Source organism: Streptomyces caelestis (genome assembly GCF_001279005.1).
Lineage (GTDB): Bacteria > Actinomycetota > Actinomycetes > Streptomycetales > Streptomycetaceae > Streptomyces > Streptomyces heliomycini.
Map to the genome: position 1 here is coordinate 37,501 of NZ_LGCN01000074.1, position 24,391 is coordinate 61,891.

22 protein-coding genes are annotated in these 24,391 nt (G+C 72.9%); 11 read left to right on the top strand and 11 right to left on the bottom strand.

Going from position 1 to position 24,391, the window contains the following annotated elements:
* Positions 1-611: 611 nt before the first annotated feature.
* From ADK41_RS07040 to ADK41_RS38855, 3 genes are read right to left on the bottom strand one after another with little or no spacing between them, the layout of a single operon-like run.
* Positions 612-2,780, bottom strand: a complete 2,169-nt coding sequence (locus ADK41_RS07040; RefSeq protein WP_030826842.1) for an MMPL family transporter — start codon at positions 2,778-2,780, stop codon at positions 612-614.
* A gap of 26 nt (positions 2,781-2,806) precedes the next feature.
* Positions 2,807-3,355 (bottom strand): TetR/AcrR family transcriptional regulator, encoded by a 549-nt coding sequence (locus ADK41_RS07045; RefSeq protein WP_030826845.1) that lies wholly within the window; start codon positions 3,353-3,355, stop codon positions 2,807-2,809.
* Between the two features lie 25 nt (positions 3,356-3,380).
* Complete coding sequence (locus tag ADK41_RS38855) at positions 3,381-3,938, bottom strand: helix-turn-helix domain-containing protein (RefSeq protein WP_234318813.1); 558 nt, start codon at positions 3,936-3,938, stop codon at positions 3,381-3,383.
* Positions 3,939-4,099: 161 nt separating this feature from the next.
* Here ADK41_RS38855 and ADK41_RS07055 point away from each other — a divergent pair, with 161 nt between their 5' ends.
* The gene (locus ADK41_RS07055; protein WP_030826851.1) at positions 4,100-4,972 is read left to right on the top strand and encodes an SGNH/GDSL hydrolase family protein; all 873 of its coding nucleotides are present in this window, start codon (positions 4,100-4,102) and stop codon (positions 4,970-4,972) included.
* Between the two features lie 135 nt (positions 4,973-5,107).
* On the opposite strand, the gene nadE is transcribed toward ADK41_RS07055, so the two are convergent.
* Complete coding sequence (gene nadE, locus ADK41_RS07060) at positions 5,108-5,938, bottom strand: ammonia-dependent NAD(+) synthetase (protein WP_030826854.1); 831 nt, start codon at positions 5,936-5,938, stop codon at positions 5,108-5,110.
* Between the two features lie 229 nt (positions 5,939-6,167).
* Positions 6,168-6,584, bottom strand: a complete 417-nt coding sequence (locus ADK41_RS07065; RefSeq protein ID WP_030826857.1) for a hypothetical protein — start codon at positions 6,582-6,584, stop codon at positions 6,168-6,170.
* Positions 6,585-6,917: 333 nt separating this feature from the next.
* Here ADK41_RS07065 and ADK41_RS41580 point away from each other — a divergent pair, with 333 nt between their 5' ends.
* The 5 genes from ADK41_RS41580 (at position 6,918) to ADK41_RS07090 (ending at position 11,717) form a co-directional block, all read left to right on the top strand.
* Positions 6,918-7,484 carry a hypothetical protein gene (locus ADK41_RS41580; protein ID WP_159043945.1) on the top strand — a complete coding sequence of 189 codons (567 nt, stop codon included), beginning with the start codon at positions 6,918-6,920 and terminating at the stop codon, positions 7,482-7,484.
* Positions 7,485-7,614: 130 nt separating this feature from the next.
* A complete protein-coding gene (locus ADK41_RS07075; protein WP_051843172.1) occupies positions 7,615-8,139 on the top strand; it encodes a SigE family RNA polymerase sigma factor in 525 nt (174 codons plus the stop codon).
* Positions 8,139-8,825 (top strand): hypothetical protein, encoded by a 687-nt coding sequence (locus ADK41_RS07080; RefSeq protein WP_053670218.1) that lies wholly within the window; start codon positions 8,139-8,141, stop codon positions 8,823-8,825. Before ADK41_RS07075 ends, ADK41_RS07080 begins: the two co-directional genes overlap by 1 nt.
* Before the next feature lie 448 nt (positions 8,826-9,273).
* Positions 9,274-10,215, top strand: a complete 942-nt coding sequence (locus ADK41_RS07085; RefSeq protein ID WP_030826869.1) for an oxygenase MpaB family protein — start codon at positions 9,274-9,276, stop codon at positions 10,213-10,215.
* The gene (locus ADK41_RS07090; protein ID WP_030826873.1) at positions 10,212-11,717 is read left to right on the top strand and encodes an aldehyde dehydrogenase family protein; all 1,506 of its coding nucleotides are present in this window, start codon (positions 10,212-10,214) and stop codon (positions 11,715-11,717) included. Before ADK41_RS07085 ends, ADK41_RS07090 begins: the two co-directional genes overlap by 4 nt.
* 50 nt (positions 11,718-11,767) lie before the next feature.
* Here ADK41_RS07090 and ADK41_RS07095 read toward each other — a convergent pair whose 3' ends face one another.
* Entirely contained in the window at positions 11,768-12,394 is a 627-nt protein-coding gene (locus ADK41_RS07095; RefSeq protein ID WP_030826878.1) for a TetR/AcrR family transcriptional regulator, read from the bottom strand.
* 129 nt (positions 12,395-12,523) lie between these two features.
* Between ADK41_RS07095 and ADK41_RS07100 the strand changes: the two genes are divergently transcribed.
* Positions 12,524-13,663: an acyl-CoA dehydrogenase family protein gene (locus ADK41_RS07100; RefSeq protein WP_030826881.1), complete on the top strand. Its 1,140-nt coding sequence runs from the start codon at positions 12,524-12,526 to the stop codon at positions 13,661-13,663.
* A 69-nt stretch (positions 13,664-13,732) separates the two neighbouring features.
* On the opposite strand, the gene ADK41_RS07105 is transcribed toward ADK41_RS07100, so the two are convergent.
* The 5 genes from ADK41_RS07105 to ADK41_RS07125 form a co-directional block, all read right to left on the bottom strand.
* Positions 13,733-15,916: an AMP-dependent synthetase/ligase gene (locus ADK41_RS07105; protein ID WP_234318785.1), complete on the bottom strand. Its 2,184-nt coding sequence runs from the start codon at positions 15,914-15,916 to the stop codon at positions 13,733-13,735.
* Positions 15,835-16,947: an acetyl-CoA C-acetyltransferase gene (locus ADK41_RS07110; protein WP_245174621.1), complete on the bottom strand. Its 1,113-nt coding sequence runs from the start codon at positions 16,945-16,947 to the stop codon at positions 15,835-15,837. The genes ADK41_RS07105 and ADK41_RS07110 overlap by 82 nt, the downstream gene beginning before the upstream one ends.
* A 65-nt stretch (positions 16,948-17,012) precedes the next feature.
* Positions 17,013-18,161 carry an acyl-CoA dehydrogenase family protein gene (locus ADK41_RS07115; RefSeq protein ID WP_106979465.1) on the bottom strand — a complete coding sequence of 383 codons (1,149 nt, stop codon included), beginning with the start codon at positions 18,159-18,161 and terminating at the stop codon, positions 17,013-17,015.
* Entirely contained in the window at positions 18,158-19,183 is a 1,026-nt protein-coding gene (locus tag ADK41_RS07120; RefSeq protein ID WP_030826895.1) for an LLM class F420-dependent oxidoreductase, read from the bottom strand. The genes ADK41_RS07115 and ADK41_RS07120 overlap by 4 nt, the downstream gene beginning before the upstream one ends.
* The gene (locus ADK41_RS07125; RefSeq protein ID WP_030826898.1) at positions 19,183-20,337 is read right to left on the bottom strand and encodes a CaiB/BaiF CoA transferase family protein; all 1,155 of its coding nucleotides are present in this window, start codon (positions 20,335-20,337) and stop codon (positions 19,183-19,185) included. Before ADK41_RS07125 ends, ADK41_RS07120 begins: the two co-directional genes overlap by 1 nt.
* A gap of 261 nt (positions 20,338-20,598) precedes the next feature.
* Here ADK41_RS07125 and ADK41_RS07130 point away from each other — a divergent pair, with 261 nt between their 5' ends.
* The 4 genes from ADK41_RS07130 to ADK41_RS07145 all read left to right on the top strand — a co-directional run bounded on the left by ADK41_RS07130 (position 20,599) and on the right by ADK41_RS07145 (position 24,323).
* Positions 20,599-21,303, top strand: coding sequence for a TetR/AcrR family transcriptional regulator (locus ADK41_RS07130; protein WP_030826902.1), 705 nt, complete (start codon positions 20,599-20,601; stop codon positions 21,301-21,303).
* 89 nt (positions 21,304-21,392) lie between these two features.
* Positions 21,393-21,902, top strand: coding sequence for a DUF4334 domain-containing protein (locus tag ADK41_RS07135; protein WP_030826905.1), 510 nt, complete (start codon positions 21,393-21,395; stop codon positions 21,900-21,902).
* Positions 21,899-22,990 (top strand): NAD(P)-dependent alcohol dehydrogenase, encoded by a 1,092-nt coding sequence (locus ADK41_RS07140; RefSeq protein WP_030826908.1) that lies wholly within the window; start codon positions 21,899-21,901, stop codon positions 22,988-22,990. The genes ADK41_RS07135 and ADK41_RS07140 overlap by 4 nt, the downstream gene beginning before the upstream one ends.
* 136 nt (positions 22,991-23,126) lie before the next feature.
* Entirely contained in the window at positions 23,127-24,323 is a 1,197-nt protein-coding gene (locus tag ADK41_RS07145; protein WP_030826910.1) for a TetR/AcrR family transcriptional regulator, read from the top strand.
* Positions 24,324-24,391: the final 68 nt, after the last annotated feature.

Consider the following 24,391-nt stretch of genomic DNA (forward strand, 5'->3'; position numbering starts at 1 on the left):
CGGCCTGGCCCGGGCGGATCCAGGGAGCCGTTCCCCGGCCACCCGGGCCCTCAGCGGGTACGGCAGTCGCTCGCCGGTCCGGCCCCGGACAGCCTCAAGCGCACAAAACCCCTGCGGTCGGACGGACGGTGCCCGCTCCTCGGGGTTCCGTGCCGAGGTGCGGGACCGGTGACGGGCCCGCTCGCCGCGAGCGCCTCGCCCGGGCCGAGCGCACGGAGGCGGCGAACCGGTCGAGCGCCTCCTCGACGTCCTCCGGTCCGAGAGCGCGGCACGGCAGGCGCGGACGGCGCAACGGTCCGGCGGCGGCTCCGGTCTCCGGCGCCGCGTCGTGGAAGCGGTGCGGCGGCGCCCCCACCCAGCACACGGTGGTCACGGGTCGGCCGCTCCGCTCGTGCACGGCGTTCGGTTCATCCGCCCGCGACCCGACCTCAGCGCGGTCCTCACCCCTCACCGCGCCGGCGACCGACCGTCGGGGTGAGGGGCCCGTCCGAGGGGCGCGGGGCAGGCCGGCCGGCGAATCGTTCCGTGTGGGGCGGGGGAACGGGGAGAGGGCGGGCCCGCTGTGCGGGTCCCGCCCTCCGGGGTGCGGTCCGGGCCGGCCGGTGCGCGGATCAGACCGGGACGGGGGTCTCGTCGCGCGTCTCCGCGGCCAGCTGCCGGTTCAGCTTCTCGCCCTCGATGTCGAGGTCGGGCAGGACCTTGTCGACGGGCCCCGGCAGCCACCAGGCGGCACGGCCGAGCAGCGACATCACCGCCGGGACCAGCGCCATGCGGACGACGAAGGCGTCGATGACCACGCCGACGGCGAGGGCGAACCCGATGGACTTGATGATCGGGTCGTCCATCAGGACGAAGCCTCCGAACACGGACGTCATGATGAGCGCGGCGGCCGTGACGACGCGGGCGTTGTGGCCCATGCCGCTGACCATGGCCGCCTGCGGGTCGGCGCCGTGGACGAAGTCCTCGCGCATGCGGGAGACGAGGAAGACCTCGTAGTCCATGGCGAGGCCGAACAGGATGCCGATGAGCAGGATCGGCAGGAAGCTCACCAGCGGACCGGGGGTGTCCACGCCCACCAGGCCGGCGAGGTGGCCCTCCTGGAAGATGGCGACGGTGACGCCGAAGGTCGCGCCCACGGTGAGCAGGAAGCCCAGGGCCGCCTTCAGCGGCACCAGGACCGACCGGAAGACCAGCATGAGCAGCAGGATGGACAGGCCCACCACCAGGAGCAGATACACCGGCAGGGCGTCGGCGAGCTTCTCCGAGACGTCGATGCCCAGGGCGGTCGCGCCGGTGAGGGCGATGTCGGCGCCCTCGACGTCCGCGACCCGGTCACGGATGTCGTGGACGGCGTCCTCGGTGGCGACGGCGGTCGGGCCGGCCTCGGGGATGATGGTCAGCAGGGCGGTGGTGCCCTGCTCGTTCAGCTGCGGCGGGGCCACGGCCAGGATGCCGTCGGTGTCCTTGATGAGGGCGGTGGCCTTCTCGGCGGCCTCCGCGGTGGACTGCGCGTCCGCACCGTTGACGACGGCGACGAGGCGGCCGTTGAAGCCCTCGCCGAAGCCCTCGGACGTCAGGTCGTACGCCTCGCGTGCCGGGGAGCCCTCGGCGGCGGTGCCCGCGTCCGGCAGGGCTATGCGCATGTCCTGGGCGGGGAGGGTGAGCGCGCCCAGCCCGAGGATGCCGACGACCAGGAACGGCACGCGCAGCCTGGCGACGAGCCGGCCCCAGACGAAGCCGAAGCCTTCGGCGGTGGCGCCGCCCTCGGCGGCGTACCCGTCCGCGTGACGCTGCTTGCGCGGCAGGATCTTCTTGCCGGCGAAGGAGAGGAAGGCCGGCAGCAGGGTGAGGGCGACCAGGACGGCGACGGCGACGGTGCCCGCCGCGGCCAGGCCCATCACGCTCAGGAAGGGGATGCCGACGACGGAGAGGCCGGCCAGGGCGATGACGACGGTGGCGCCGGCGAAGACGACGGCGGAACCGGCGGTGCCGGTCGCGCGGCCGGCGGCCTCCTCGGGCTGGAGGCCCTCGGTGAGGTACTGGCGGTAGCGGGAGGTGATGAAGAGCGAGTAGTCGATGCCGACGGCCAGGCCCAGCATCAGCGCCAGGACGGGGGCGGTGGAGGTCAGTTCGATGACGCTGGTCAGGGAGAAGAGGCCGGCCATGCCGACCGCGACGCCGATCAGCGCGTTCAGCAGGGTCATGCCGGCGGCGACCAGCGAGCCGAAGGTGACGACCAGGACCACCGCGGCGACCAGGACGCCGAGCGCCTCGGTGGAGCCGATCTCCACCTCACCGCCCATGACCTCGCCGCCGTGCTCGACCCGCAGGCCCTCGGCGTCGGCGCCGACGGCCTCGTAGGCCGACTTCTGCTCGTCGGTGACCTCGTCGGCGGCCTTGTCGAACTGCACCTGGATCAGGGCGTAGCGGCCGTCCTGGGAGACGGAGCCGGTCCGGAACGGGTCCATGGCGGCGGTGACGCCGTCGATCTCGGAGGCTTCCTTCACCACGGGCGCCACCGCGGCGGGATCCAGCTTCCCGCCCTCGGGCGCGGCGAGGACGATGGCGCCGGTGGCTCCGCCGGCCTGCGGGAACTGCCGGCCGAGGTCGTCCAGTGCCCGCTGGGACTCGGTGCCCGGCATGGAGAACTTGTCACTGGTCGGGCCCATCAGGGTGGCGGCTCCGACACCCAGCAGGATCAGCAGGAGCAGCCAGACCGCGGCTATTCGGCCTCTTCTGCGGAAGGAGAACCGCCCGAGCCGGTACAGCAAAGTCGCCATGGAGGAAGGGTCTTTCCGTTGAGGGGTCAACTGGGGGTGTGGTCAAGCGCCCGCAGCGCACTGCGGATCATTTCGGCGCGCAGCACCTCGTCCGGCGCCACCTCGTCATCGGTGGCACTGGTGATGAAGACGGCGCCCAGCACCATCCACGCCGCCACCCGGGCCGGCGCCCGTCGCGAGCGGCCGGCCAGCGCGTCCAGCAGTCCGTTCGCCAACTCCATGACGTCGAGGTCCTGATGGCAGGACATCTCGGCGATGTCCTCGAAGAGAAGCCGGATCTCGCGGCGGAACCGCAGCGTCAGGTCGACGTACCCGGTGACGGTCTCCTCCACCAGCCGGCCGCCCTCCAGTCCGGCCACGCGGTCGAGCAGCGTGGCCAGGGCGTCCCGGGCCGGGGTCAGCAGCTCGGTGAGGATCTTCTCCTTGCCGGCGAAGTGGTAGAGGAGTGACGCCTTCGAACAGCCCGCGTCGGAGGCGATGTCCTGCAACGAGGTGCCGCGGAAGCCGTGCACGGCGAACAGCCGCAGTGCCGATTCCAGGATCTGACCGCGCATGGCGGAGGCGGAGCGTGCCATTCCTCAACCATAACTGTCCGATCGGTCAGAACTGACCGATCGGACAGCATGTCACTGTGGCTTGCGTCACTCCTTCTGTCCGGAAGTGGCGCGGGGCGTACACGGCGGCTCCGCCGGCCCGCGCACGAAGGACGTCAGGCCCGGCGGAGCACGGTGACTCCGCGGCTTCGTCGCCGCCGTGCACCGGGGCCGGGAAGACCCCCGCACGGAACCGTCGAGGCCGACGAGGAGTTCGGCGAGTCGATCCCCCAGGCGTTCCAGCGGCACGTCGAGCAGTGGGTTCGTCGTCGATCGTCGGGTGCACCGCCTCCAGGAACAGGAGTTCTTCGCTCTCGAAATGACGGATCACCAGTGCGGGACCCGTGTCGGCCGCCGCCGCGATCCGGCGGACGGTGGTCCTGGAGAGGCCCTGGTTCCGGAGGAGCCGGGCGGCGGCCGAGTGGGCGGCCTCGCGGGTCGTGGCGCCGGAGCCGGTCTGCGGCACGCGGGGCAGGGGCCCGAACGCTTCGCACCTGTGGGTTCGCGCGTTCACAGGGGCCGGCCGGGGGCTTTGGTGAGCGTTCCGAGAAGTTCGGTCAACCATGTTGACTCCCCGTCGGAGGACCTGCACATTACTTGACGGTAGAACCGCTCGGTAACTGCGCAGCCCGGCACTCTCCCCCGTTCGCGCCACTCCGCCCTCGCCGACGGCGCACCCCGTCGGCCGCCGCACCCGCCGTCCCCACCCCCGAGAAGAGGGATCACATGCCGAAGCACGCCCTACGGAATGTCATGACCACATCATCCGCGCTCGTCAGCGCGCTCGCCCTCAGCCTCACGGGCGGCACCGCCCACGCCTCCGCGTCGCTGGACTACGTCGCCCTCGGCGACAGCTACAGCGCCGGTTCGGGCGTGCTGCCCGTGGATCCCACCAACCTGCTGTGCCTGCGCTCCACCGCGAACTACCCCCATGTGATCGCCGCCCGGACGGGCGCCCACCTGAAGGACGTGACCTGCGGCGCCGCCCGGACGAAGGACTTCACCACCTCGCAGTACCCGGGGGTCCCGCCCCAGGTGAACGCAGTCGGCGCGGACACCGACCTGGTGACGCTGACGATCGGCGGCAACGACAACGGCACCTTCATCAACGCCCTGACGGCCTGCGGCACCGCGGGGGTCCTCAGCGGCGGCAAGGGCAGTCCCTGCAAGGACACGCACGGCACCTCCTTCACCGACCAGATCGACACGAACACCTATCCCGCGCTGAAGAGCGCCCTGCGGGCCGTACGCGCCAAGGCGCCCGGCGCCCGCGTGGCGGTCCTGGGTTACCCGTGGATCACACCGGCCGAGGCCGACCCGTCCTGCTTCGTGAAGCTGCCGGTCGCCGCCGGTGACGTGCCCTACCTGCGGGACATCCAGGCACACCTCAACGCGGCGGTCGAACGCGCCAGCGAAGAGACCGGCGCCACCTATGTGGACTTCTCCCGCGTCTCCGAGGGCCACGACGCGTGCAAGCCCGGCGGCACCCGCTGGATCGAGCCTCTCCTCTTCGGCGGCAGCCTCGTCCCCGTCCATCCCAACGCCCTCGGGGAACGGCGCATGGCCGAGCACACCATGAGCGTCCTCGGCCTGGGCTGACGGCGGCGCGCTCCGCCCCCGGCGACCGGGCCGCCCGCGGCCTTCGCTCCCTGGACGGCGCCGCCCGATCCGGCCGCCGCCCGGGCAGGGGCCTCTTCGCCCGGTGGCGCCCCCCGCGGGGGAGGTGGTCCCCCGTCAGGGGGTGAGGGGCATCCGGCGCTTGTGGTCGGTGCGGCGGTAGTGGCGGACGATCGTTTCGAAGGACTGCTCGTCCACCGGCTTGCCCTCCAGGAAGTCGTCGATGACGTCGTAGGCCACTCCGAGCGCGTCCTCGTCGGCCTTGCCCTCGTCGAGGCTCTCCAGATCGGCCGTCGGAACCTTGCGCACCAGATCGGCGGGGGCGCCCAGCGCGTCCGCGACGGCGCGCACCCGGCGTTTGGTCAGGCCGGCCAGCGGGACCAGGTCGGCGGCGCCGTCGCCGAACTTGGTGAAGAAGCCGGTGACCGCCTCGGCGGCCTGGTCCGTGCCGACGACCAGGCCGTCGTACGCGCCGGCCACCGCGTACTGGGCGATCATGCGCTGGCGCGCCTTGACGTTGCCGTGCACGAAGTCCTGGTGGCGGACGTCGCGGAAGTTCACCCCGGCTGCCAGCACGGCCTCGAGCGCGGCGTCCCCGGCGGGCTTGATGTCCACGGTCAGCACGTGGTCGGCCCGGATGAAGGAGAGCGCGCGCTGGGCGTCGTGCTCGTCGGCCTGGACACCGTAGGGCAGGCGCATCGCGTAGAACCGCGCTTCGTGTCCGTCGGCCCGCGCCCGTTCGACGGCGAGCTGGCACAGTCGGCCGGCGGCCGTGGAGTCGACGCCACCGCTGATGCCGAGCACGAGGGCACGCCGGCCGGTGGAGGTCAGCCGCTCGGCGAGGAAGGCCACCCGGCGCTCGATCTCCCGCTCGGCCTCGAACGTCTCGGCGACACCCAGTTCCCGGGCGATCTCCTGCTGCAGGGCGATGGACGCCGACTCGCTCACGTCTGCTCCTCGTTCCGGCTCACGATGTACTGTCGCCTCCCCGGCTACCCAGGAGCTCCCCGGGGAATCCGGACGGACAGGTCACCGTCCTTCCGGAGGACGCCCCGCAAGGACGGGAAGAGCGCGACAACGGTGACCGGCCCTTTCGCGTACGCCCTGTCCGGACGTACGCGGTGTCCCGGCGCCGAACCACGGTCGACGGCCGCGGCCTTCGGCTCCTCCCCCCGGTCTACGCCGCTCCGGCGCCGTCGCGCTCCAGTGCCGCGCGGAGCCAGTCGTCCGCGGAGCCCGGGGTCGGCTCCGGCCGGCCGCCCGGCGGCGTGAGCACCACGGCCGTCAGCTCCCCGTACCGGTCCGGACGCGGCCCGGCCGCGAGTCGCACGGCCGGCAGCCGGCAAAACTCCCGGGCGTCGCGGCTGCCGTACGCGCTCGCGTACGCCGCCACACAGGCGTCCAGCGCCTCACCCGGGTGCGGATCCCGTGCCCGGCGCGGCTGCGGGCCCGTGAGCTCGTACGCCTCGGCGAGGCCCGCGTACAACGCGGCCGCCCCGCGGGCCCCGGCCACCCGGTGCACCTCCGGCTGGGGCTGCGAGGCGGGTTCGCCGCCCGGTATCCGCTCCCGGGAGGCGAGCCGCCGCTCGCACACGTCCGGTGTGCGCGGCAGGACGGCCGGCGCGGTCTCGGCGTCCCCTTCGGCCCGCGGTTCGTCGCCGTCGGGACGGTCGACCTGCTCGGCCCCGCCCTCACCGCCGTCATCGGCCGGACGGAGGCCGCCCGGGCATTCGGTCCGAGCAGGCGCCGCACTCGGAACGTTCCCGGGCGTCGCGGCTGCCTCGTGCCGCGCGGTACGGCCTCGACGGTCTTCGGGAAATCGAGCGGCGGACCGTGTCATCGGAATGCGGGACGGACGGCGTTAGTAGGGGTGGAGAGGCGCCCTCCACCCTGTCCGATCGGAACGATCCGCAAGGAGCCCCCATCCATGACACGGATGACGGTAACGAACACGTACATGGCCGCGGTCGCGGTCGCGGTCGCGCTGGCGGGAGCGCCGGGCGTGGCGCAGGCCGTCACGCCGGCGCAGGCGCCGGGCGTGGCGCACGCTCATCACCGGATCAGCGAGCCGGCCTCGAGCACGGCCGGGGCGGTGCGGGTGGTGGCGCCGGGTGAACGCGTCCGGGCCGGGGCGGGTGTCGAGCTGTGGCTGACGGAGGAGGGCAAGCACTGGTCGACGATGGAGCACCAGTTCCGGAGCGTGGTCGACGGCAACATCGACCTGCGCAGCCCCGGCATCGGCCTGATGGCGGAAACCGTGGGCGACCGCTGCTTCCTCTCCGGCATCCACGTGACCGGGCACCGCTCGGTCCGGGTCGTCGTCGACACGAGCGACGGCGCGGTCACCGCTTCCGTGGTGCGGCTTCCCGGTGCGCCCGGCTGGGGCGTCTGGTACGCCGACGTCCCCCTCCACGAAGACCTCACCGTCGACGGCGTCACCCTCTACGACAAGCGCGGGAAGGAGATCGCCTCACTGACCCCCTCCCGGCCGTAGCCTCCCCGACAGCCCCGGCGGCTCTCAGGGGGTGACCCACGGGCGTGGGCCGGCCCTGTCCGGCCCACGCCCTCGTCCGCCCTCGTACCCGTCGCCTCTCCCCGCCTCAGAATCCAAGGAATCCATTGTCGTGACGCACGAGAGCCACGCCGACTTCGCCGAGTTCGCCACCGTGGCCTGGCCCCGCTTGGTGCGTACGGCTCACATGCTCACCGGCGACTTCCACGAGGCCGAGGACCTCGTCCAGACCACGCTGGCCAAAACGTACGCGCGTTGGCGGAGAATCCCGCGCCACGAGGTCGACCTCTACCTACGCCGGGCCCTGGTCAACAACAACATCAGCCGGATGCGCAAAAAACGCATAGCCCACTTACTCATGCCGTTCCTGCCCGAGACGGTGCACCGGACGCACGGTGGGCACGCGGAGGCCGTCGAGCGGAACACCGTCCTCGTCGAGGCCCTCTCGGCCCTGTCCGCCCGCCAGCGTGCCGTCGTGGTGCTGCGCTACTGGGAGGACATGAGCGAGCAGGAGATCGCCGCGGCGCTGAACTGCTCCGTCGGCACGGTCAAGACGCACGCCCGGCGCGGCCTGGAGGCGCTGCGCGCCCATCCCCTCCTCACCTTCCACCTCGTCGACCAGGAAGCGAACCGCTGATGTCCCGGACGTCCCGGCCCTCCCCGCAGCCCCGGCATGAGAGCGAACGGCTGTATGACGCGTTCGGTGAGGTGGCCTACGGCCTCACTCCCTCCCCCGTTCCGCTGGCCGCCATCGAACGGGCAGGGCGTGCCCGACGGCGCCGTCGCACCGCCGGGCTGGTGATCGGTTGCGGCCTGCTGCTGGCTCCGCTGACCGCCGTCACGGTCCGCGCCGTCCTCCCGGAACACAGCCCCCCGGAGCGGAACGGGGTCGCGGCGACGCGTCCGGCGCCGCCGGGCACGCCGAACACGGCCGGGGCGGTGCGGGTGGTGGCGCCGGGTGAACGCGTCCGGGCCGGGGCGGGTGTCGAGCTGTGGCTGACGGAGGAGGGCAAGCACTGGTCGACGAGCGTGGTCGGCCGCGACGCCGGCCCCCGCCACCCCACCGTGGGCCTGATGACGGAAACCGTGGGCGACCGCTGTTTCCTGTCCGGGTTGTACACGGGCACCGTCGACGTCGGTCGCGTCGTCGTCGACACCGGCGACGGCGAGGTCACCGCCTCGGTGGTGCGACTGCCCGGTGAACCCGACTGGGGCGTCTGGTACGCCGACGTCCCCCTCCACGAGAACCTCACCGTCGACGGCGTCGCGCTCCATGACAGGCACGGGAGGAAGATCGCCTCACTGACCCCCTCCCGGCCCTGAGCCCGCGCCCCACGGGACGCCGCCCGGTCGGACGACCGGTTCCTGGTGGACCGTCGACTCCCTTGACGTGCAGGTGAGTCGACGGCGCGAGCGGAGGCCGGGGCGTGATCGCGGATGCTTCCGCGCCTCCGTCGCGTCCGGAGTATTGACGCCCGATGATACAAGTCAATAGTTTCAGTATCTTCGACTCGCACGGGGGGTGTTCCCATGGAACCCGGCACGGCCGGCACCAGCGCGCTCCGCTCCGAGGAGGTGCGTACGCACCGGGAACGCGGCGCCGACGCGACCGAGCCGAGGGACACCCGCTCCGTCCGGACCAGGAGCGCCGGCTCCCGGCCGCCACGCGGCTTTCGAAGCCGGAGGTGACCGCGGTGAGACCGTCCACTTCTCCGGCGTGACCACGCGCGCCGCGAGCCGGTGGCCGCGCTTCCGACAGGAGGGATCACCCATGGGCCGCTACAGCCGGCTCCGCCGCATCCAGCAGATGGATCCGCAGCGGGACTTCGAGCAGATCTACCGGTGGATCACCCACTACGAGTTCCCGCGCGACTATCTCCACGGGACGTCGATCGCGTTCCTGCGCGACTACGGCGTCCCGCGCGTCTCCCGGCTCCTGGACCGCACCCAGGAGTTCGAACGTGCCGGCCAGAAGCGGTACGACGACACGGTGCTGATCACCTACGAGATGGTCCGCGAGGGGATGGACTCGGAGCACGGCCGGGCCGCCGCCCGCCATCTGAACCGCATACACGGCCGTTACCGGATCCCCGACGAGGACTTCCTCTACGTCCTGGCCACCACGGTGGTGGGTCCGAAGCGGTGGATCGACCGGTTCGGCTGGCGGCGCCTGTCCGAGCAGGAGACCGAGAGTCTGGCGCTGGTGGGCCGGCGGATGGGCGAGATGATGGGCATCTCCGGGGTGCCCGACACCTACGCCGCGTTCGAGCGGCTCCACGACGACTACGAGCGGGAGATGTTCGCCTACGACCCCGCCAACCGCAGGGTCGCCGCGGCCACCCTGCGGATACTGGCCTCCTGGTACCCGGCCCCGCTGCGGCGGACGGCGCCCCGGGTCGTGCTCGCCGTCCTGGACGAACCGCTGCTGAAGGCGCTCGGCTTCCGCCCTCAGCCGCGCCGGCTGCGGGCCGCCGTCCACGGCGCGTTCCGCGTCCGGGCCGCGCTGATCCGTCTGCTGCCCGGGCGGCCGGAGCGGTTTCCCCGCAAGCCCAAGGCGCGCACCTACCCCTTCGGCTGGACCCTGGACGATCTGGGTCCGCACTGGGCGCACTCCCGTCCGTCGTCCCCGCTCCGGGACGAGACGCCGCCGGAAGGGGCCTCCGCTCCGGCGCGGTCGTCCGTCCCCCCTGCTCCCCCTCAGGAGACCCGATGACCGACACCGCCCCGGCCACCGCACCACACGCCGCGACCTTCACCACCCGCTCCCCCGCGACCGGCGAGCCGATCGCCGAACACCCGGGGCACGGACCGGAAGAGATCTCCCGTGCCGTGTCCCGGGCCCGGACCACCCAGGCCGGCTGGGCGGCGCTGCCCGTGTCCCGGCGCCGTGACCACCTGCTGCGCTGGAAGAAGGCCCTCGCCACCGACCTGGACGCCGTGGCCCGCACCATCGCCGAGGAGACCGGCAAGCCGGCCGGTGACGCCGCGCTGGAGGTCGTCCTCACGCTGGAACACCTGGGCTGGGCCGCCCGCAACGCCGGGCGCGTGCTGCGCCGGCGGAAGGTGGGCACCGGGCTGTTCACCGTCCACCAGCGGGCCTGGCTGGTGCACCGGCCGCTGGGCGTGGTCGGCGTGATCGGCCCCTGGAACTACCCCCTGTACACCCCGATGGGCTCCCTCGGTTATGCCCTGACGGCGGGGAACGCCGTGGTCTTCAAGCCGTCCGAGCTGACCCCGGGCACCGGGGTCCTGCTCGCCGGGCTCTTCGACTCCGCCGTGCCCGGGCACGCCGGGCTGCTCACCACCGTCACCGGTGGGGCGTCCACCGGGGACGCCCTGGCCCGGTCCGGGGTCGACAAGCTGGCGTTCACCGGTTCGCCGGGGACGGCCCGCAAGGTGATGGCGGTGTGCGCCGAGACGCTGACGCCGTTTCTCGCCGAGTGCGGCGGGAAGGACGCGGTGATCGTCACCGCGGACGCGGACCTGGACGCGGCCGCCGACGCGATCGTGTGGGGCGCGCTGAGCAACGCGGGCCAGACCTGTGCGGGAGTGGAACGCGTCTACGCGGTGCGCGGGATCCACGCGGAGCTGTGCGAACGGGTGGTCGAGCGGGCCGGGGCGCTGCGCCCGGGCGCCGGGGCGGACGCCTCCTACGGCCCGATGACGCTTCCGGGGCAGGTCGCGGTCGTCGAGCGGCATGTGACCGGCGCGGTCTCGGCGGGTGCGCGGGCCCTGCTGGGCGGTCCCGGGTCGGTGCGCGCTCCGTACGTCGCGCCGGTCGTGCTGACCGGCGTTCCGGAGGACGCGGCGGCGATGACGGAGGAGACCTTCGGGCCGGTCGTGGTGATCAACCCGGTGGCCGACGTGGACGAGGCGGTGGAACGGGCCAACGCCTCGCGTTACGCCCTGGGGGCCGCGGTGTTCTGCCGGGGCGGGCGCGCCGGCGCGGCGATCGCGGCACGGCTGCGCGCGGGGGCGGTGTCGGTGAACTCGGTGCTCGGCTTCGCGGCGGTGCCGGCGCTGCCGTTCGGCGGTTCGCGGGACTCCGGATTCGGGCGGATCCACGGTGCGGAAGGGCTGCGCGCCTTCACCTCCGTACAGTCGACGACGGTGCAGCGGTTCGCCCCGCCGATCACGCTGACCTCCTTCGGGGTTCCGGCCGCCACGCGGGAACGCGCGGTGCGGCTGGCGCGGGCGCTGCACCGGCGCCGCTGAACGGCGGCGCCCCGTCGGCCGGACCCGGCCGCTCGGACGGGCCCGGCCGGTCAGGCGTCCAGCAACGGGGCCAGGTAACGGCGGGCGAAGGCCCGGGCCTGGTCCTCGTCCTCCATCTCGATGCAGCCGGCGGGGTTGAGCAGGAAGGAGACGGCGACCCGCACCATCAGCTCGGCGACCGGACGCGGATCCTCGTCGGGGCGGCCCTCGGCCTGTTGCGCGCGGCGCAGATGGACCGTCAGGTACTCGGCGGTGGCGGAGAGCGAGGAGCCGCCCTGGACGGTCAGGTAGGGCAGCACCACCTCGGGTTCGAGGCGCAGCAGGCCGCCGAAGAGCGGATGGGCGCGGGTGTGGCGCAGGGCGACCACGAAGCCCTCGACGACCCGCTCCTTCATGGTCGGCAGCGCCGCCACCGCCGCGTCCAGCCGCTGGAAGAACCGGCTGAGCTCACGCAGCAGGGTGTCCTCGACCAGCTTGTCCTTGGTCTGGAAGCGCCGGTAGACGGTGACCCGGGAGACGCCGGCCCGCTTGGCCACGTCGTCCACCGAGGAACGGCGCAGCCCCAGGAGGGTGAACTGCTCCAGTGCCGCGTCGAGGATCCGCCGCGCCATGTGGTCCTCCGGCTCCGGCTGGGCGAGGGCCCGGTCGAGCCACGAGTCGTTCGTGTCAGTTCTCATGGTGCTTCTCACGATACCGGCGAACGACTCCCCCTTGAGGCGCTGAAACATCTATCGTATCCCTGTAACCCACCTGCTTGCCCGACCTTGACCGAGCCGCCGACCGGCACCCGGATCCCGGAGGACCTGATGGGCAGTCGACTCACCGAGGAACAGGCCGTTTTCGCCGCGGCCGTGCGCGATTTCGCCAAGCGCGAGTGCGGCACCCGAGAGCAGCGTGACGTGCTGACCGGAGGCGGCCGCGAGGCCCACCACCCCGAGTTGTACCGAAGGCTCGCCGACCTGGGCTGGCTCGGGGTGTGCCTGCCCGAGGAGTACGGGGGCTCCGGCGGTGGGCTGGCCGACGCCTGTCTGTTCCTGGAGGAGACCTCGTACGGCATGGTCCCGTGCGGAGGTTTCGTCACCACCGTCATCACCGCGAAGGCGTACGAGCGGTTCGGCGCCGAGCGCCGGCGGCGGGAGGTGCTGGCCGGCGCCGTGCGCGGCGACGTCCTGTCCATCGCCATGTCGGAGCCGGGGGCCGGATCGGACGTCGGCGCCCTGCGCTGCCGCGCCCGGCGGGAGGCGGACGGCACGTGGGTGATCGACGGCCAGAAGACCTGGATCTCCAACGCGCACTGCGCGAAGAGCATTCTGCTGGTGGCCCGCACCGGCGAGGACAAGCACGGCGGTCTGACCATGTTCCATCTGCCCGCCGACGCACCGGGGACGGAGATCCGGGGCATCGAGACCATGCGCGGCCGGGAGGTCAACGACGTCTTCCTCACCGGCGTACGACTGCCCGCGGACGCCGTCGTCGGTGAAGTGGGACTCGGGTGGCGGCAGTTGATGGCCGGCCTGAACTACGAGCGGCTCTTCCTGGCCGCGAACATGCTGGGCCTGGCCCGCCGCGCCTTCGACGACGCCGTCGCCTACGTCCGCGAACGCGAGCAGTTCGGGCGGCCCGTCGGCTCCTTCCAGGCACTGCGGCACCGGATCGCCGACCTCGCCACCGAGATCGAGTGCACCCGGCTGCTGGTGCGCGAGGTGGCCCTGGACTGCGACGCGCAGCCGGACGAGCTGTTCCCGCGCGAGGCCTCCATGGCCAAGCTGAAGGCCACCGAGATCGCCAAGCGGGCCGCCCTGGAGGGCATGCAGATGATGGGCGGCTACGGCTACACCACGGAGTTCGACATGGAGCGCCACCTGCGGGCCGCGGTCGCCTCCACGGTCTACGGCGGGACCAGTGAGATCCAGCGGGACGTCATCGGCAAGACGTACGGACTCTGAGACGGCCGGACACGCAAGGCCGCCCGCCCCGGGAGAGGGGCGGGCGGCCGTCTTCGCGAGGGCGGCCGGTCAGTCCTCGTAGAGTCCGGACAGCGCGTCGGCGTACTTGTCGCGGATGACGCGGCGCCGCATCTTCAGTGACGGCGTCAGCTCGCCGGTCGCCGGACCCCACTCCTCGGTCAGCAGCTCGTACCGCTTGACCTGCTCGGTGCGGTTGAGCCTGGCGTTGGCGGCGGCCACCGCGCGGTCCACCTCCGCCCGGACGGCGGGGTGCCGCGCCAGCCCGGCAGGTCCCCCTTCCGCCTCGACACCGTGGGCCGCGGCCCAGGCGGAGGCGGCCTCCGCGTCGAACACCAGCAGGGCGACCAGGTAGGAGCGGTTGTCCCCGTGCACCATCGCCTGGCCGATCAGCGGGTGCTCCTTGAGCGCGTTCTCCACCAGGGCCGGCGAGACGTTCTTGCCGGTGGAGGTGATGATCATCTCCTTCTTGCGGTCGGTGAGCCAGAGGTAGCCGTCCTCGTCGATCCGGCCGATGTCACCGGTGGCCAGCCAGCCGTCGGCGTCCAGGACGGACCGCACCGAGCCGTCCGGCTGGAGGTAGCCGGAGAACACGGAGGCGCCGCGCACCAGGATCTCCCCGTCCCCGGCGGTGCGGATCTCCGCGGACTCCACCGGGCGACCCACCGAGCCGAGCCGGAACCCGGTCTTCGGGCTGTTGCCGGTGGCCACACCGGCGGTCTCGGTCAGCCCCCAGGCGTCCATGATGACGATGCCGAAGCCCGCCCAGAACCTCACCACGTCGACCGGCATCGGCGCCGAGGCACTGGCCGCCCAGGTCACCCGGTCCAGGCCGCCCGCCGCCAGCATGGGCACCAGCACGTCCCTGCGGACGCGGACGTAGCGCTCCTCCAGCTCGGCGGGCGGCGTCTCGCCCCGCTCGCGGTACCCGACGTGCTCGCGCGCCACCTCGAACGCCTGGTCGATGACCGCCCGCTGGTCGGCCGGCATCAGCGAGAGGACGGCGCGCACGGCGGCGGACAGCTTCTCCCAGATCCTCGGCACCCCGAAGAACTGCGCGGGACGCACCTTGCGCACCACCTCGCCGACCCGCGTCGGGTCGGCGCACAGGTAGACGTGCGAGGCCCGGTGACAGGGCAGGTAGATGCCCAGCATCCGCTCGGCGATGTGGGCGAGGGGCAGGTAGCAGATGTGCTCGACGTGCGGGGGCAGCTCCACCACGGCGTCCAGTGCCAGGGCGTTGGACAGCACCACCCGGTGGGTGAGGACGACGCCCTTGGGCTCTCCGGTGGTGCCGGAGGTGTAGACGACGGTCAGCGGGTCCTCGGGGCGAGCGGTGTCCAGTTCCTTGGCGAATCGCTCCGGCACCGGCTCGCGGAGCAGGGACCCGTACGGGACGTGTGCCCCCTCCGCTCCCGCGTCGGCCACCACCAGCCGCTCCAGCGGGGTGTCCGCGTCGGCCACCAGCGGCTCCCACACCGCCACCTGGTCCGCTCCCCCGACGACGGCGAGGCGGGCCCGGCAGTTGCGGGCGATGTGGGTGATCTGCTCGGGGGCCGCGGTGCCGTAGACGCTCACCGGGATCGCGCCGAGGCGGACCAGCGCCAGGTCCGACAGCCAGTGCTCGGGCCGGTTGACCATCATCAGCAGCACGTGGTCGCCCCGGCCGACGCCCAGGGCCCGGTAGCCGGCGGCGAGTCTGCGGGTGTGCTCGTGGATCTCGGCCCAGCCGAGCGTCGTCCAGTCGGCGTCCGGATCCCCCGACTGCCAGGACAGGCCCGGCAGTCGTGGGTATTCGTGCGCGTTGCGGGCCAGCAGTCGGGGCAGCGTGCGGTCGGCGGGGTCGTCGGGCAGGTCGCCTGCGGTGCGGGGTGCCGATGTCATCGGGGCCTCCTTGCGTTGCGGGTCGGGGAGGGGGCGTCCGGGGAGACCGGGGCGTGGTGGGGAAGCCCCTGCGGGCGTACCCGGTGCGGTGGAGGTCGGGGGCGGGGCGGTCCCGCCCGCGGGGCCGGTTCGATGCCTCCTGGTGGTCCGTGGGAGGGTCCGGACGCGTTCGACGACGGTGGCGATGCCCATGCCGCCGCCGGCGCACAGGATCGCCAGCCCGTACCGCAGGTCGCGGCGCTCGAGTCCGTCGACAAGAGTGCCGAGGATCATCGCGCCGGTGGCGCCGAGCGGGTGGCCCAGGGCGATGGCGCCGCCGTTGACGTTGACCTTGTCCAGGGACAGGCCCATGTCCCGCTGTCCCGCGCGAACCGCAGGACGACCGCGGCGAACGCCTCGTTGATCTCGACGAGGTCGATGTCGTCGATGGTCAGCCCGGCCCTGGTGAGCGCCTTGCGGGAAGCCGGCGCGGGTCCGGTCAGCATGATGGTGGGCTCGGCACCAAAGACGGCGGCGGAGACGATCCTGGCGCGCGGCCGCAGTCGGTAACGCTCGCCGGCCTCCTTGGAGCCGATGGCGACGAGCGCGGCGCCGTCGGCGATGCCGGAGGAGTTGCCCGCGTGGTGGACGTGGTCGATCCTCTCCACCCAGTGGTGCTTCTGCAGCGCGACCGCGTCGAAGCCGCCCAGTTCACCGGGCTTCGCGAACGAGGGCTTGAGGGCGGCCAGGCTCTCGGCGGTGGTGCCGGGCCGCAGGTGCTCGTCCCGGTCGAGGACGAGGAGCCCGTTGCGGTCCCGCACGGGGACGACCGAGCGGTCGAAGCGGCCGTCCTTCCAGGTCGCGGCGGCCCGCTCCTGGGAGAGCGCCGCGTAGGAGTCCACGTCGTGCCGGGAGAACCCCTCCAGGGTGGCGATCAGGTCGGCGCCGATGCCCTGCGGGACGAACCCGGTGTCGTGGTTGGTGCGCGGGTCCGCCGACCGGGCGCCGCCGTCGCTGCCCATCGGGACCCGGGACATGGACTCGACGCCGTCCGCGATGACCAGATCCTCCCAGCCCGAACGGGCCTTCGCCGCAGCCATGTTGACGGCTTCGAGCCCGGACGCGCAGAAGCGGTTCTCCTGGACGCCCGCCACCGTCTCCGGCAGACCGGCGAGCACGGCGGCGGTGCGGGCGATGTCCGACCCCTGGTCGCCCAGCGGATTCACCACGCCGAGCACGATGTCGCCGACGGCCGCCGGGTCGAGGCCGGGGAAGCGGCCGCGGGTCTCGTGGATCAGGCCGACGACCAGGTCGATCGGCTTGGTGCCGTGCAGGGCGCCGCCTGCCCTGCCACGCCCGCGCGGGGTGCGGATCGCGTCGTACACGTACGCTTCGGTGCTCACCTCGGTTGCCTTCCCTGTCGGGTCCGACGGACGCCGCGAACGCGGTGCACGGAGCCGGCCGGTGCTCAGCGCAGCAGTGAGCGGCCGATGATCTCCTTCATGATTTCGGTGGTGCCGCCGTAGATGGTCTGGATGCGGCTGTCGAGGAACGCCCTGGCCACCTTGTACTCGCTCATGTAGCCGTAGCCGCCGTGGAGTTGCAGACAGCGGTCGACGACGCGCTTGTTCAGTTCGGTGGCCCACCACTTGGCCATCGAGGCCTGCGCGGCGTCGAGTTCGCCCCCGCTGTGCTCGTCGATGCAGCGGTCCAGGAAGGCGCGGGTGACGGCGGTCTCGGTGGCCATCTCGGCGATCTCGAAGCGGATGTGCTGGAGCCGGGCGAGTGGTTTGCCGAACGCCTCGCGCTCCTTGACGTACCGGGTGGTGACGTCGAGGATCTCCTCGGACGCGGCGGCGGCGCCGACCGCGATGGCCAGCCGCTCCTGGGCGAGGTTGCCCATGAGGTGGGCGAAGCCCTGGTTCTCCTCTCCCAGCAGGTTCTCCTTGGGGACCCGTACGTCGTTGAAGAACAGCTCGGCGGTGTCCTGCGCCTTCTGGCCGATCTTGTCGAGGTTGCGGCCGCGTTCGAAGCCTTCCGCGCCGCGCTCCACGACGAACAGCGACAGTCCGTGCGCGCCGCCCTCGTGGGTGGTGCGGGCGGCCACGACGACGAGGTCGGCGAGGATGCCGTTGGAGATGAACGTCTTGGTGCCGTTGAGCAGGTAGTGGTCGCCCCGGTCGGCGGCGGTGGTGCGGATGCCCTGGAGGTCGGAGCCGGCGCCGGGTTCGGTCATGGCGATGGCGGTGACGAGGTCGCCGGAGGTGAAGCCGGGCAGCCAGCGGCGCTTCTGCTCCTCGTTCGCCAGCCGGGTGAGGTACGGGCCGACGATGTCGTTGTGCAGGCTGAGGGCGAGACCGGAGGCGCCGGCGCGGGCGAACTCCTCGATCAGCACGGCGCTGTAGCGGAAGTCGCCGGTACCGCCGCCGCCGTACTCCTCGTCGACGGCCATGCCCAGCAGGCCCCGGCGGCCGGCCGAGCGCCACACCTCACGGTCCACGACCCCGTTCTTCTCCCAGCGTTCGTGGTGCGGGACCACCTCCTTGCTGAGGAAGGTCCGCACCGTCTCGCGTAAGGCCTCGTGGTCGGGGCCGTACAGGTCTCGTCGCAGTGTCACAGCCAACTCCTCACGCGCTCGATCAGCCGGGCGGGTTCGGGTCCGACGGGGGTGACGTTGAGCATGGTCACGCCCGCCTCGCGGAAGACCTCGACGCGGTCGCGGACATAGCCCTCGGGCCCGGCCAGGCAGAGCTGCTCCAGCAGTTCGGCCGGTACGGCGGCCTCCGCGTCCTTCCTGCGTCCGGCGAGGTAGTGCTCCTGGATCACGGACGCGGCGGCCTCGTAGCCGTAGGAGCAGATCAGGTCGTGATAGAAGTTGCGCCCGGGTGCGCCCATGCCGCCCACGTACAGGGCGACGGTGGGGCGCATCAGGTCGCGTACGGCCGCGGCGTCGTCGCCGATGGCCAGCAGGCCGCCCGCCACCACCGAGAGCGGGCCGAGCGCGGGGTCGCGCCGGGCGGCGCCCTCGGCCAGGGACGGGCCCCAGACCTTGGGGGCGTGCTCGGGAGCGTAGAGGAACGGCAGCCATCCGTCGGCGATCTCGGCGGCCGTCCGGACACTGGCCGGGCCCAGAGCGGCGAGGTAGACCGGAATGGTGTCGCGGACCGGGTGGTTCAGCAGTTTCAGCGGTTTGCCGAGGGCGCCTCCCTTCCCGGGCGGCACGGGCAGGTCGGTGATGCCGTGGTGCTCGATCACCTCGCGCCGCCAGATCCGCCGGGACAGCTCGATCACCTCGCGGGCGCGGCCCAGCGGACGGTCGTAGCGGCGGCCGTGCCAGCCCTCGACGACCTGCGGCCCGGAGGCGCCGACGCCGAGGAGGGCGCGTCCACCGCTCACGGCGTCGAGCCCGGCCGCGGTCTGGGCGATCAGGGCGGGGGTGCGGGAGTAGACGTTGAGGATCGCGGAGCCGATCCGCATCCGCTCGGTCTTCGCGGCGAGGTAGCCCATGATCGTCGGGGAGTCGAAGCCGTAGGCCTCGGCCACCCAGACGGCGTCGAGACCCGCGGACTCCAGGGCGGCGGCCCGGTCGGCGGCGGTACGCGGATCCTCCGCGTAGGCCAGGGGTGAGGACAGTTCCATCAGCTGTGGTCCTTCAGCAGTTCGGGCACGTCCCAGTCGCGGGCCACGTCGGGGGTGTGGGCGCCGGGGAGGGCCGGGGGGAGCCGGAGGGCGCCGGGCGTGTCGGAGAAACGGGGGGCGGGAGCGGGCTGGGTGACGCCGTACGCCTCGGTGTAGGTGCCCCGTGCGGTCAGGTGCTCGTGGCCGGCCGCCTCGCGGAGGGAGAGCACGGGTGCGACGCAGGCGTCGGTGCCCTCGAAGACGGTCGTCCACCGCGCACGGGTGGCGGTCTTGAACCGGGCGGTGAACTCGGCTCGCAACTCGGGCCAGTTGCGTGGGTCGGCGCGGTCGGGCAGGTCGCCGGCGTCCAGGCCGAGCAGGGAGACGTACACCTCGTAGAAGTGCGGCTCCAGGGCGCCGACCGCCATCCAGCCGCCGTCGGAGGTCTCGTAGACGCCGTAGTAGGGACAGCCGCCGTCGAGCAGGTTGTGACCGCGGGCGTCCCGCCAGGCGCCCTCGGCGAGCATGCCCCAGAACAGGGCGGTGAGGTGTGCGGTCCCGTCCACGATCGCGGCGTCCACCACCTGGCCGCGGCCGGTGGCGCGGGCGGTGAGCAGCGCGGCGAGGACACCGGTGGTCAGGTAGAGGGAGCCGCCCGCGTAGTCGCCGAGCAGGTTGACGGGGAAGACGGGCCGGCCGTCCGGCGCTCCGATCATGGACAGGGCGCCGGCGGTGGCGATGTAGCCGATGTCGTGGCCCGCCAGGGGAGCCAGCGGCCCCTCCTGGCCCCATCCGGTCATCCGGCCGTACACCAGCGCGGGGTTGCCGGCCATGCACTCCTCGGGGCCGACGCCGAGCCGCTCCGCGACGCCAGGCCGGTATCCCTCCACCAGGATGTCGGCGCGCGCCGCCAGCGCCCGTACCGCAGGCGGCCCTTCGGGCGACTTGAGGTCGACGACGACGGAGCGCTTGTTGCGGTTGGTCAGGTCGTGGGCGGGTTCGCCGCCGAGCGGAGTGCGGCCGGGGCGGTCCACGCGCACCACGTCGGCGCCCAGGTCGGCGAGCAGCATCGCGGCGAACGGGCCGGGGCCGATGCCGGCCAGTTCGACCACGCGCACACCGTCCAGCGGTCCCGCGGCGTCGCGGCCGGGAGGGTGGGTGGGGTACGGGCTCATGGGTTCCTCTCTCGGTGCGCGGCGGACCCGCCGCCGTCAACCGGGGACTTACTGAGCGTTCGCTAAAACGTAGGAGCACGACACTGGACGGTCAACTCCTCGCGCAGTACTTGTTTTTGTCGACCGAGCCGGGGAAAGTGGCATGAGGCCGGGCATCCTGTGCCAGGATCCACTGAGCGATCGCTAAGCGGCCGGAAGGAGGTGCGCCGGACTCACGGCCGTACGATGTCGCCGATCGCCGCCCGCCTCGGAGGAGAGCCGTTGAACACAGCGCCGAGCCAGGAGACCACGCCACCGGCGGAGCACTGGCGCTCCTACGCCCCACTCGACCTGCACCCGATCCTGATGCACGCCATGCGGGCCTTCAACGAGCACGGCTATCACGGCACTTCGGTCCGGGACATCGCCGGCCGGGTCGGGGTCACGGTGCCCGCGCTCTACTACCACTACGAGAACAAGCAGGCGCTGCTGGCGACCCTGCTGGAGACGTCGATCAAGGACGTCCTGGACCGCTGCCGGGCCGCGGCCGGGGAGGCCGGGGACGATCCGCTGACCCGCTTCTGCGGCATGGTCGAGTCGATCGTGCTGTACATGGCCCACCGCCGGCAACTGGCCTTCCTCGACACGGAGATCCGCAGCCTGGAACCCCGGAACCGGGCACGGTACGTCGCCCTGCGCGACTACCTGGAGCACATGCTGCTGGACACGGTCGAAGCGGGCCGTGCCCAGGGCGTGTTCACCACGCCGATCCCGGCCGACGCGGTGCGCTCGGTGCTGGTCATGTGCCAGGGGGTCGCCAACTGGTTCCGGGAGGACGGCCCGCTCACCGCGGAGGAGGTCGCCGAACGGCACGTGCTGCTGGGCCTCGGGACCGTGGGCCATCCCGGCGCGGTCAACGGCCGTGCCGTACCGCCGCGCCCACGGACCCCGGTCACCCGGGGCACGGCACCCCGCTCGGCCGGGTGACACGCCGTCGCCCTCCGCCCCGTTCACGGCCGGCCGCACGACCGCACGACCGACCGAGTCAGTACCGACCGACGAGAGGACACCCGCGCATGGACGTGTTCGAGGCCCGCACCCGGTTTCGGCGACTCCGGGACAAGGACGGCCAGGTCGACCCACGCGAGCTCGACGAGATCTGGGCGGCGCTGCCGACGGTCCGCCCCGAGGACGTCCTCGGCGAGTGGAAGGGCGGCGAGTTCGACACCGGTCATCCCCTCAACGGGACGCTGAAAAAGGCGGGTTGGTACGGCAAGACGTTCGTCTCCGTGCACGACGCCAAGCCGCTGATGTGCCGGGACGAGGCGGGCAAGCTGTACTCCAACATCGAACTCGGCCAGGGCGAGGCGAGCCTGTGGACCGTCGAGTTCCGCGGCGAGTCGACGGCCACGATGGTCTACGACGGCCGGCCGGTCCTCGACCACTTCAAACGCGTGGACGACAGTACGCTGCTGGGCGTCATGAACGCCAAGGGAGTCCCCGCCGAAGGCCCCTTCTACTACTTCTTCCTCGAGTGTGCTCCCGGGTCCGCGCACGACGGCCCACGCGCCGAAGAGGGGCCGTGAGGCGCGTCCGCGCCGCGGTCACCCAGGCGCCGGGGGCCCCGTTCACCGTCCGGGACGCGGACCTCGACGACCCGCGGCCGCACGACGTACTGGTACGGATGACCGCGGTCGGCATCTGCCACACCGACCTGGGGATGCGGGACACCTGGCCCCGGCGGCTCACTCCGATGGTCTTCGGCCACGAGGGGGCCGGGTGCGTGGAGGCGGTGGGCGGGGAGGTGACCGGTGCCGCGCCCGGAGACCGCGTCTGTCTCACCTTCGCCAGCTGCGGCGCGTGCGAGCCGTGCGCGGCCGGCCACCCCGCCTACTGCCTCGACGCCCGGTCCCTGAACTTCTCCGGTGGACGCGCCGACGGCACCACTCCCCTCTCCCTCGACGGCGCACCGCTCCACGCCGGCTTCTTCGGACAGTCCAGCTTCGCCACGTACGCCGTGGTGCACGAGCGCGGCGTGATCAAGGTGCCCGCCGACCTGCCGGCCGAGGTCGCCGCGCCGCTCGGCTGCGGCGCCCAGACGGGTGCGGGCACGGTGCTCAACCGACTGCGGCCCGAACCCGGATCCTCCCTGGTCGTCCTGGGCGCGGGCGGGGTCGGGCTGAGCGCGGTGATGGCCGCGGTGGCGGTGGGCTGCGACCCGGTGGTGGCGGTCGACCCCGTCCCCTCCCGTCGCGCCCTGGCCACCGAACTCGGCGCCGGGGCGGCCTTGGCCCCGGGGGACGGTCTGGTGGCGGCCCTGCGGGACCTCACCGGCGGCGGGGCGCACCACGTCGTCGAGACCACCGGCCGTCCGGAGATGGCCCGCCGGGCCGTCGGCGCGCTGCGCCCGCGCGGTGAACTCGCCCTTCTCGGCCTGGGCGGCGAGGTGACCTTCGACGTGATGGCCCTGCTCGCCAAGGGCGTCCGCGTGCACGGGGTGATCGAGGGGGACTCCGACCCCGGCCGCTTCGTGCCCGAACTGATCGACCTGCGCCGCCGCGGCCTCTTCCCCCTCGACGCGCTGGTCACCACCTTCCCGTTCGAGGAGATCGGCGCGGCCGTGGCAGCCATGGAGGACGGCAGCGTGGTCAAGCCGGTCCTCGCCTTCACCTGACCGGGCGAGGCGTCCGGCCGCCGCCGCGCACCGTCGGTGGCGGCCGGCAGCGGGGGTCCGGATGCCGCGGTCGCCTCCCGCGCGGTCCGCCCGGAGGGCGCCCGGCGCGCTGACCGCGTGTGATTGACTGAACGGCATGGCTCCCGCCTCCCCGCCCGCCCGTTCGGCCGCGCCCGCCGAACCGGCCCCGGCCACGCGGCCGCGCAACCGCAAGCAGCTGATCGTCGAGGCGGCCGGGCGGGTCTTCAGCGAGCGCGGCTACCACACGGCCTCCATGGAGGAGGTCGCCGCCGGCGTGGGCATCTCCGCGGCCGCCCTGTACCGCCACTTCCCGAACAAGTACGCGCTGTTCGCCGAGTGCGCCGACGTCATGGTGGACGGACTGGTCGCGGCGCTCGACGAGGTGCCGTCCGGGGCGAGTCCGACGGACGTACTGACCGCCCTGACCCGGATCACCGTCGCCCACCGCGCGTCGGGCGGCGTGTACCGCTGGGAAGCGCGCTATCTCAACCGCGAGGACCGCCGGCGCCTCCGGGTGAAGTTCCACCGCCTGGTCGAGCGGGTCGACGAAGCGGTCCAGCGCGAGCATCCCCTGCCCGACGAGCGCCTGCGGGCCACGGCGGCTCTCGGCGCCATCGGGTCCATCACGATGCATCACACCTCCATCGCCCCGCGCCGGGCCGAGGAACTGCTGTCGGCGTCGGCGCGGGGCGTGGCCGCGAGCGGCCCCGCGGTGGTCCGGCCGGGCGCGCACCCCGTCGAACTTCCCGCCCGGCCGGTGCCGCGCACACGGCGCGCGGAGATCCTCGCGGCGTCCGTCCCGCTGTTCGCCCGGAACGGGTTCGCCAACGTCACGAACGGGCAGATCGCACAGGCGGTGGGACTGACCCCGTCCGCGCTCTACCGCCACTACCCCGGCAAGATCGACATTCTGGCGGCGGCATGCCTCCAGGCGGCGGCGCTGCTGTCCCAGGGGGTGGAGCGGGGCCTGCGCGGGGTGCCCGGCCCGCGGGAGGCCGTCGTCGCGCTGGCCGCGACGTACGTGGCGTACAGCTTCGAGTACACCGAGCTCAACAGCGTCGCCGAGGCCGAGCTGGCCGGGTTGCCAAAGGACCTGCGGCGGCCCGTGGTGCTGGCGCAGCGGGAGCACATCGCAGTCTGGGAGCAGCAGTTGCGGCTGGTCCGTCCGGAGCTGGATCCGCGTCAGGCCAGGGTGCTGGTGCACGCGGGCTTCGGTGTGGTGGTCGAGGCGGGACGCAAACTGCGGTGGCGGGACTGTCCGGAGCATCGTGAGGCCGTGACCGCTCTGGTCCTGGCCGCTCTGGGAGTGTGAGCACCCCGATGCCCGCCCCTCGGCCCGTCCGACCGCGGGGCGGGCGCCGGCCGGGCGCGGCCCGACGG

What these genes read in the sequence shown, in the direction of transcription:
- ADK41_RS07040 (WP_030826842.1), bottom strand. Translation starts at nt 2,780, where the DNA reads ATGGCGACTTTGCTGTACCGGCTCGGGCGGTTCTCCTTCCGCAGAAGA.
- ADK41_RS07045 (WP_030826845.1), bottom strand. Translation starts at nt 3,355, where the DNA reads ATGGCACGCTCCGCCTCCGCCATGCGCGGTCAGATCCTGGAATCGGCA.
- ADK41_RS38855 (WP_234318813.1), bottom strand. Translation starts at nt 3,938, where the DNA reads ATGGTTGACCGAACTTCTCGGAACGCTCACCAAAGCCCCCGGCCGGCC.
- ADK41_RS07055 (WP_030826851.1), top strand. Translation starts at nt 4,100, where the DNA reads ATGCCGAAGCACGCCCTACGGAATGTCATGACCACATCATCCGCGCTC.
- ADK41_RS41580 (WP_159043945.1), top strand. Translation starts at nt 6,918, where the DNA reads ATGACACGGATGACGGTAACGAACACGTACATGGCCGCGGTCGCGGTC.
- ADK41_RS07080 (WP_053670218.1), top strand. Translation starts at nt 8,139, where the DNA reads ATGTCCCGGACGTCCCGGCCCTCCCCGCAGCCCCGGCATGAGAGCGAA.
- ADK41_RS07085 (WP_030826869.1), top strand. Translation starts at nt 9,274, where the DNA reads ATGGGCCGCTACAGCCGGCTCCGCCGCATCCAGCAGATGGATCCGCAG.
- ADK41_RS07090 (WP_030826873.1), top strand. Translation starts at nt 10,212, where the DNA reads ATGACCGACACCGCCCCGGCCACCGCACCACACGCCGCGACCTTCACC.
- ADK41_RS07095 (WP_030826878.1), bottom strand. Translation starts at nt 12,394, where the DNA reads ATGAGAACTGACACGAACGACTCGTGGCTCGACCGGGCCCTCGCCCAG.
- ADK41_RS07100 (WP_030826881.1), top strand. Translation starts at nt 12,524, where the DNA reads ATGGGCAGTCGACTCACCGAGGAACAGGCCGTTTTCGCCGCGGCCGTG.
- ADK41_RS07105 (WP_234318785.1), bottom strand. Translation starts at nt 15,916, where the DNA reads ATGGGCCTGTCCCTGGACAAGGTCAACGTCAACGGCGGCGCCATCGCC.
- ADK41_RS07120 (WP_030826895.1), bottom strand. Translation starts at nt 19,183, where the DNA reads ATGGAACTGTCCTCACCCCTGGCCTACGCGGAGGATCCGCGTACCGCC.
- ADK41_RS07125 (WP_030826898.1), bottom strand. Translation starts at nt 20,337, where the DNA reads ATGAGCCCGTACCCCACCCACCCTCCCGGCCGCGACGCCGCGGGACCG.
- ADK41_RS07135 (WP_030826905.1), top strand. Translation starts at nt 21,393, where the DNA reads ATGGACGTGTTCGAGGCCCGCACCCGGTTTCGGCGACTCCGGGACAAG.
- ADK41_RS07145 (WP_030826910.1), top strand. Translation starts at nt 23,127, where the DNA reads ATGGCTCCCGCCTCCCCGCCCGCCCGTTCGGCCGCGCCCGCCGAACCG.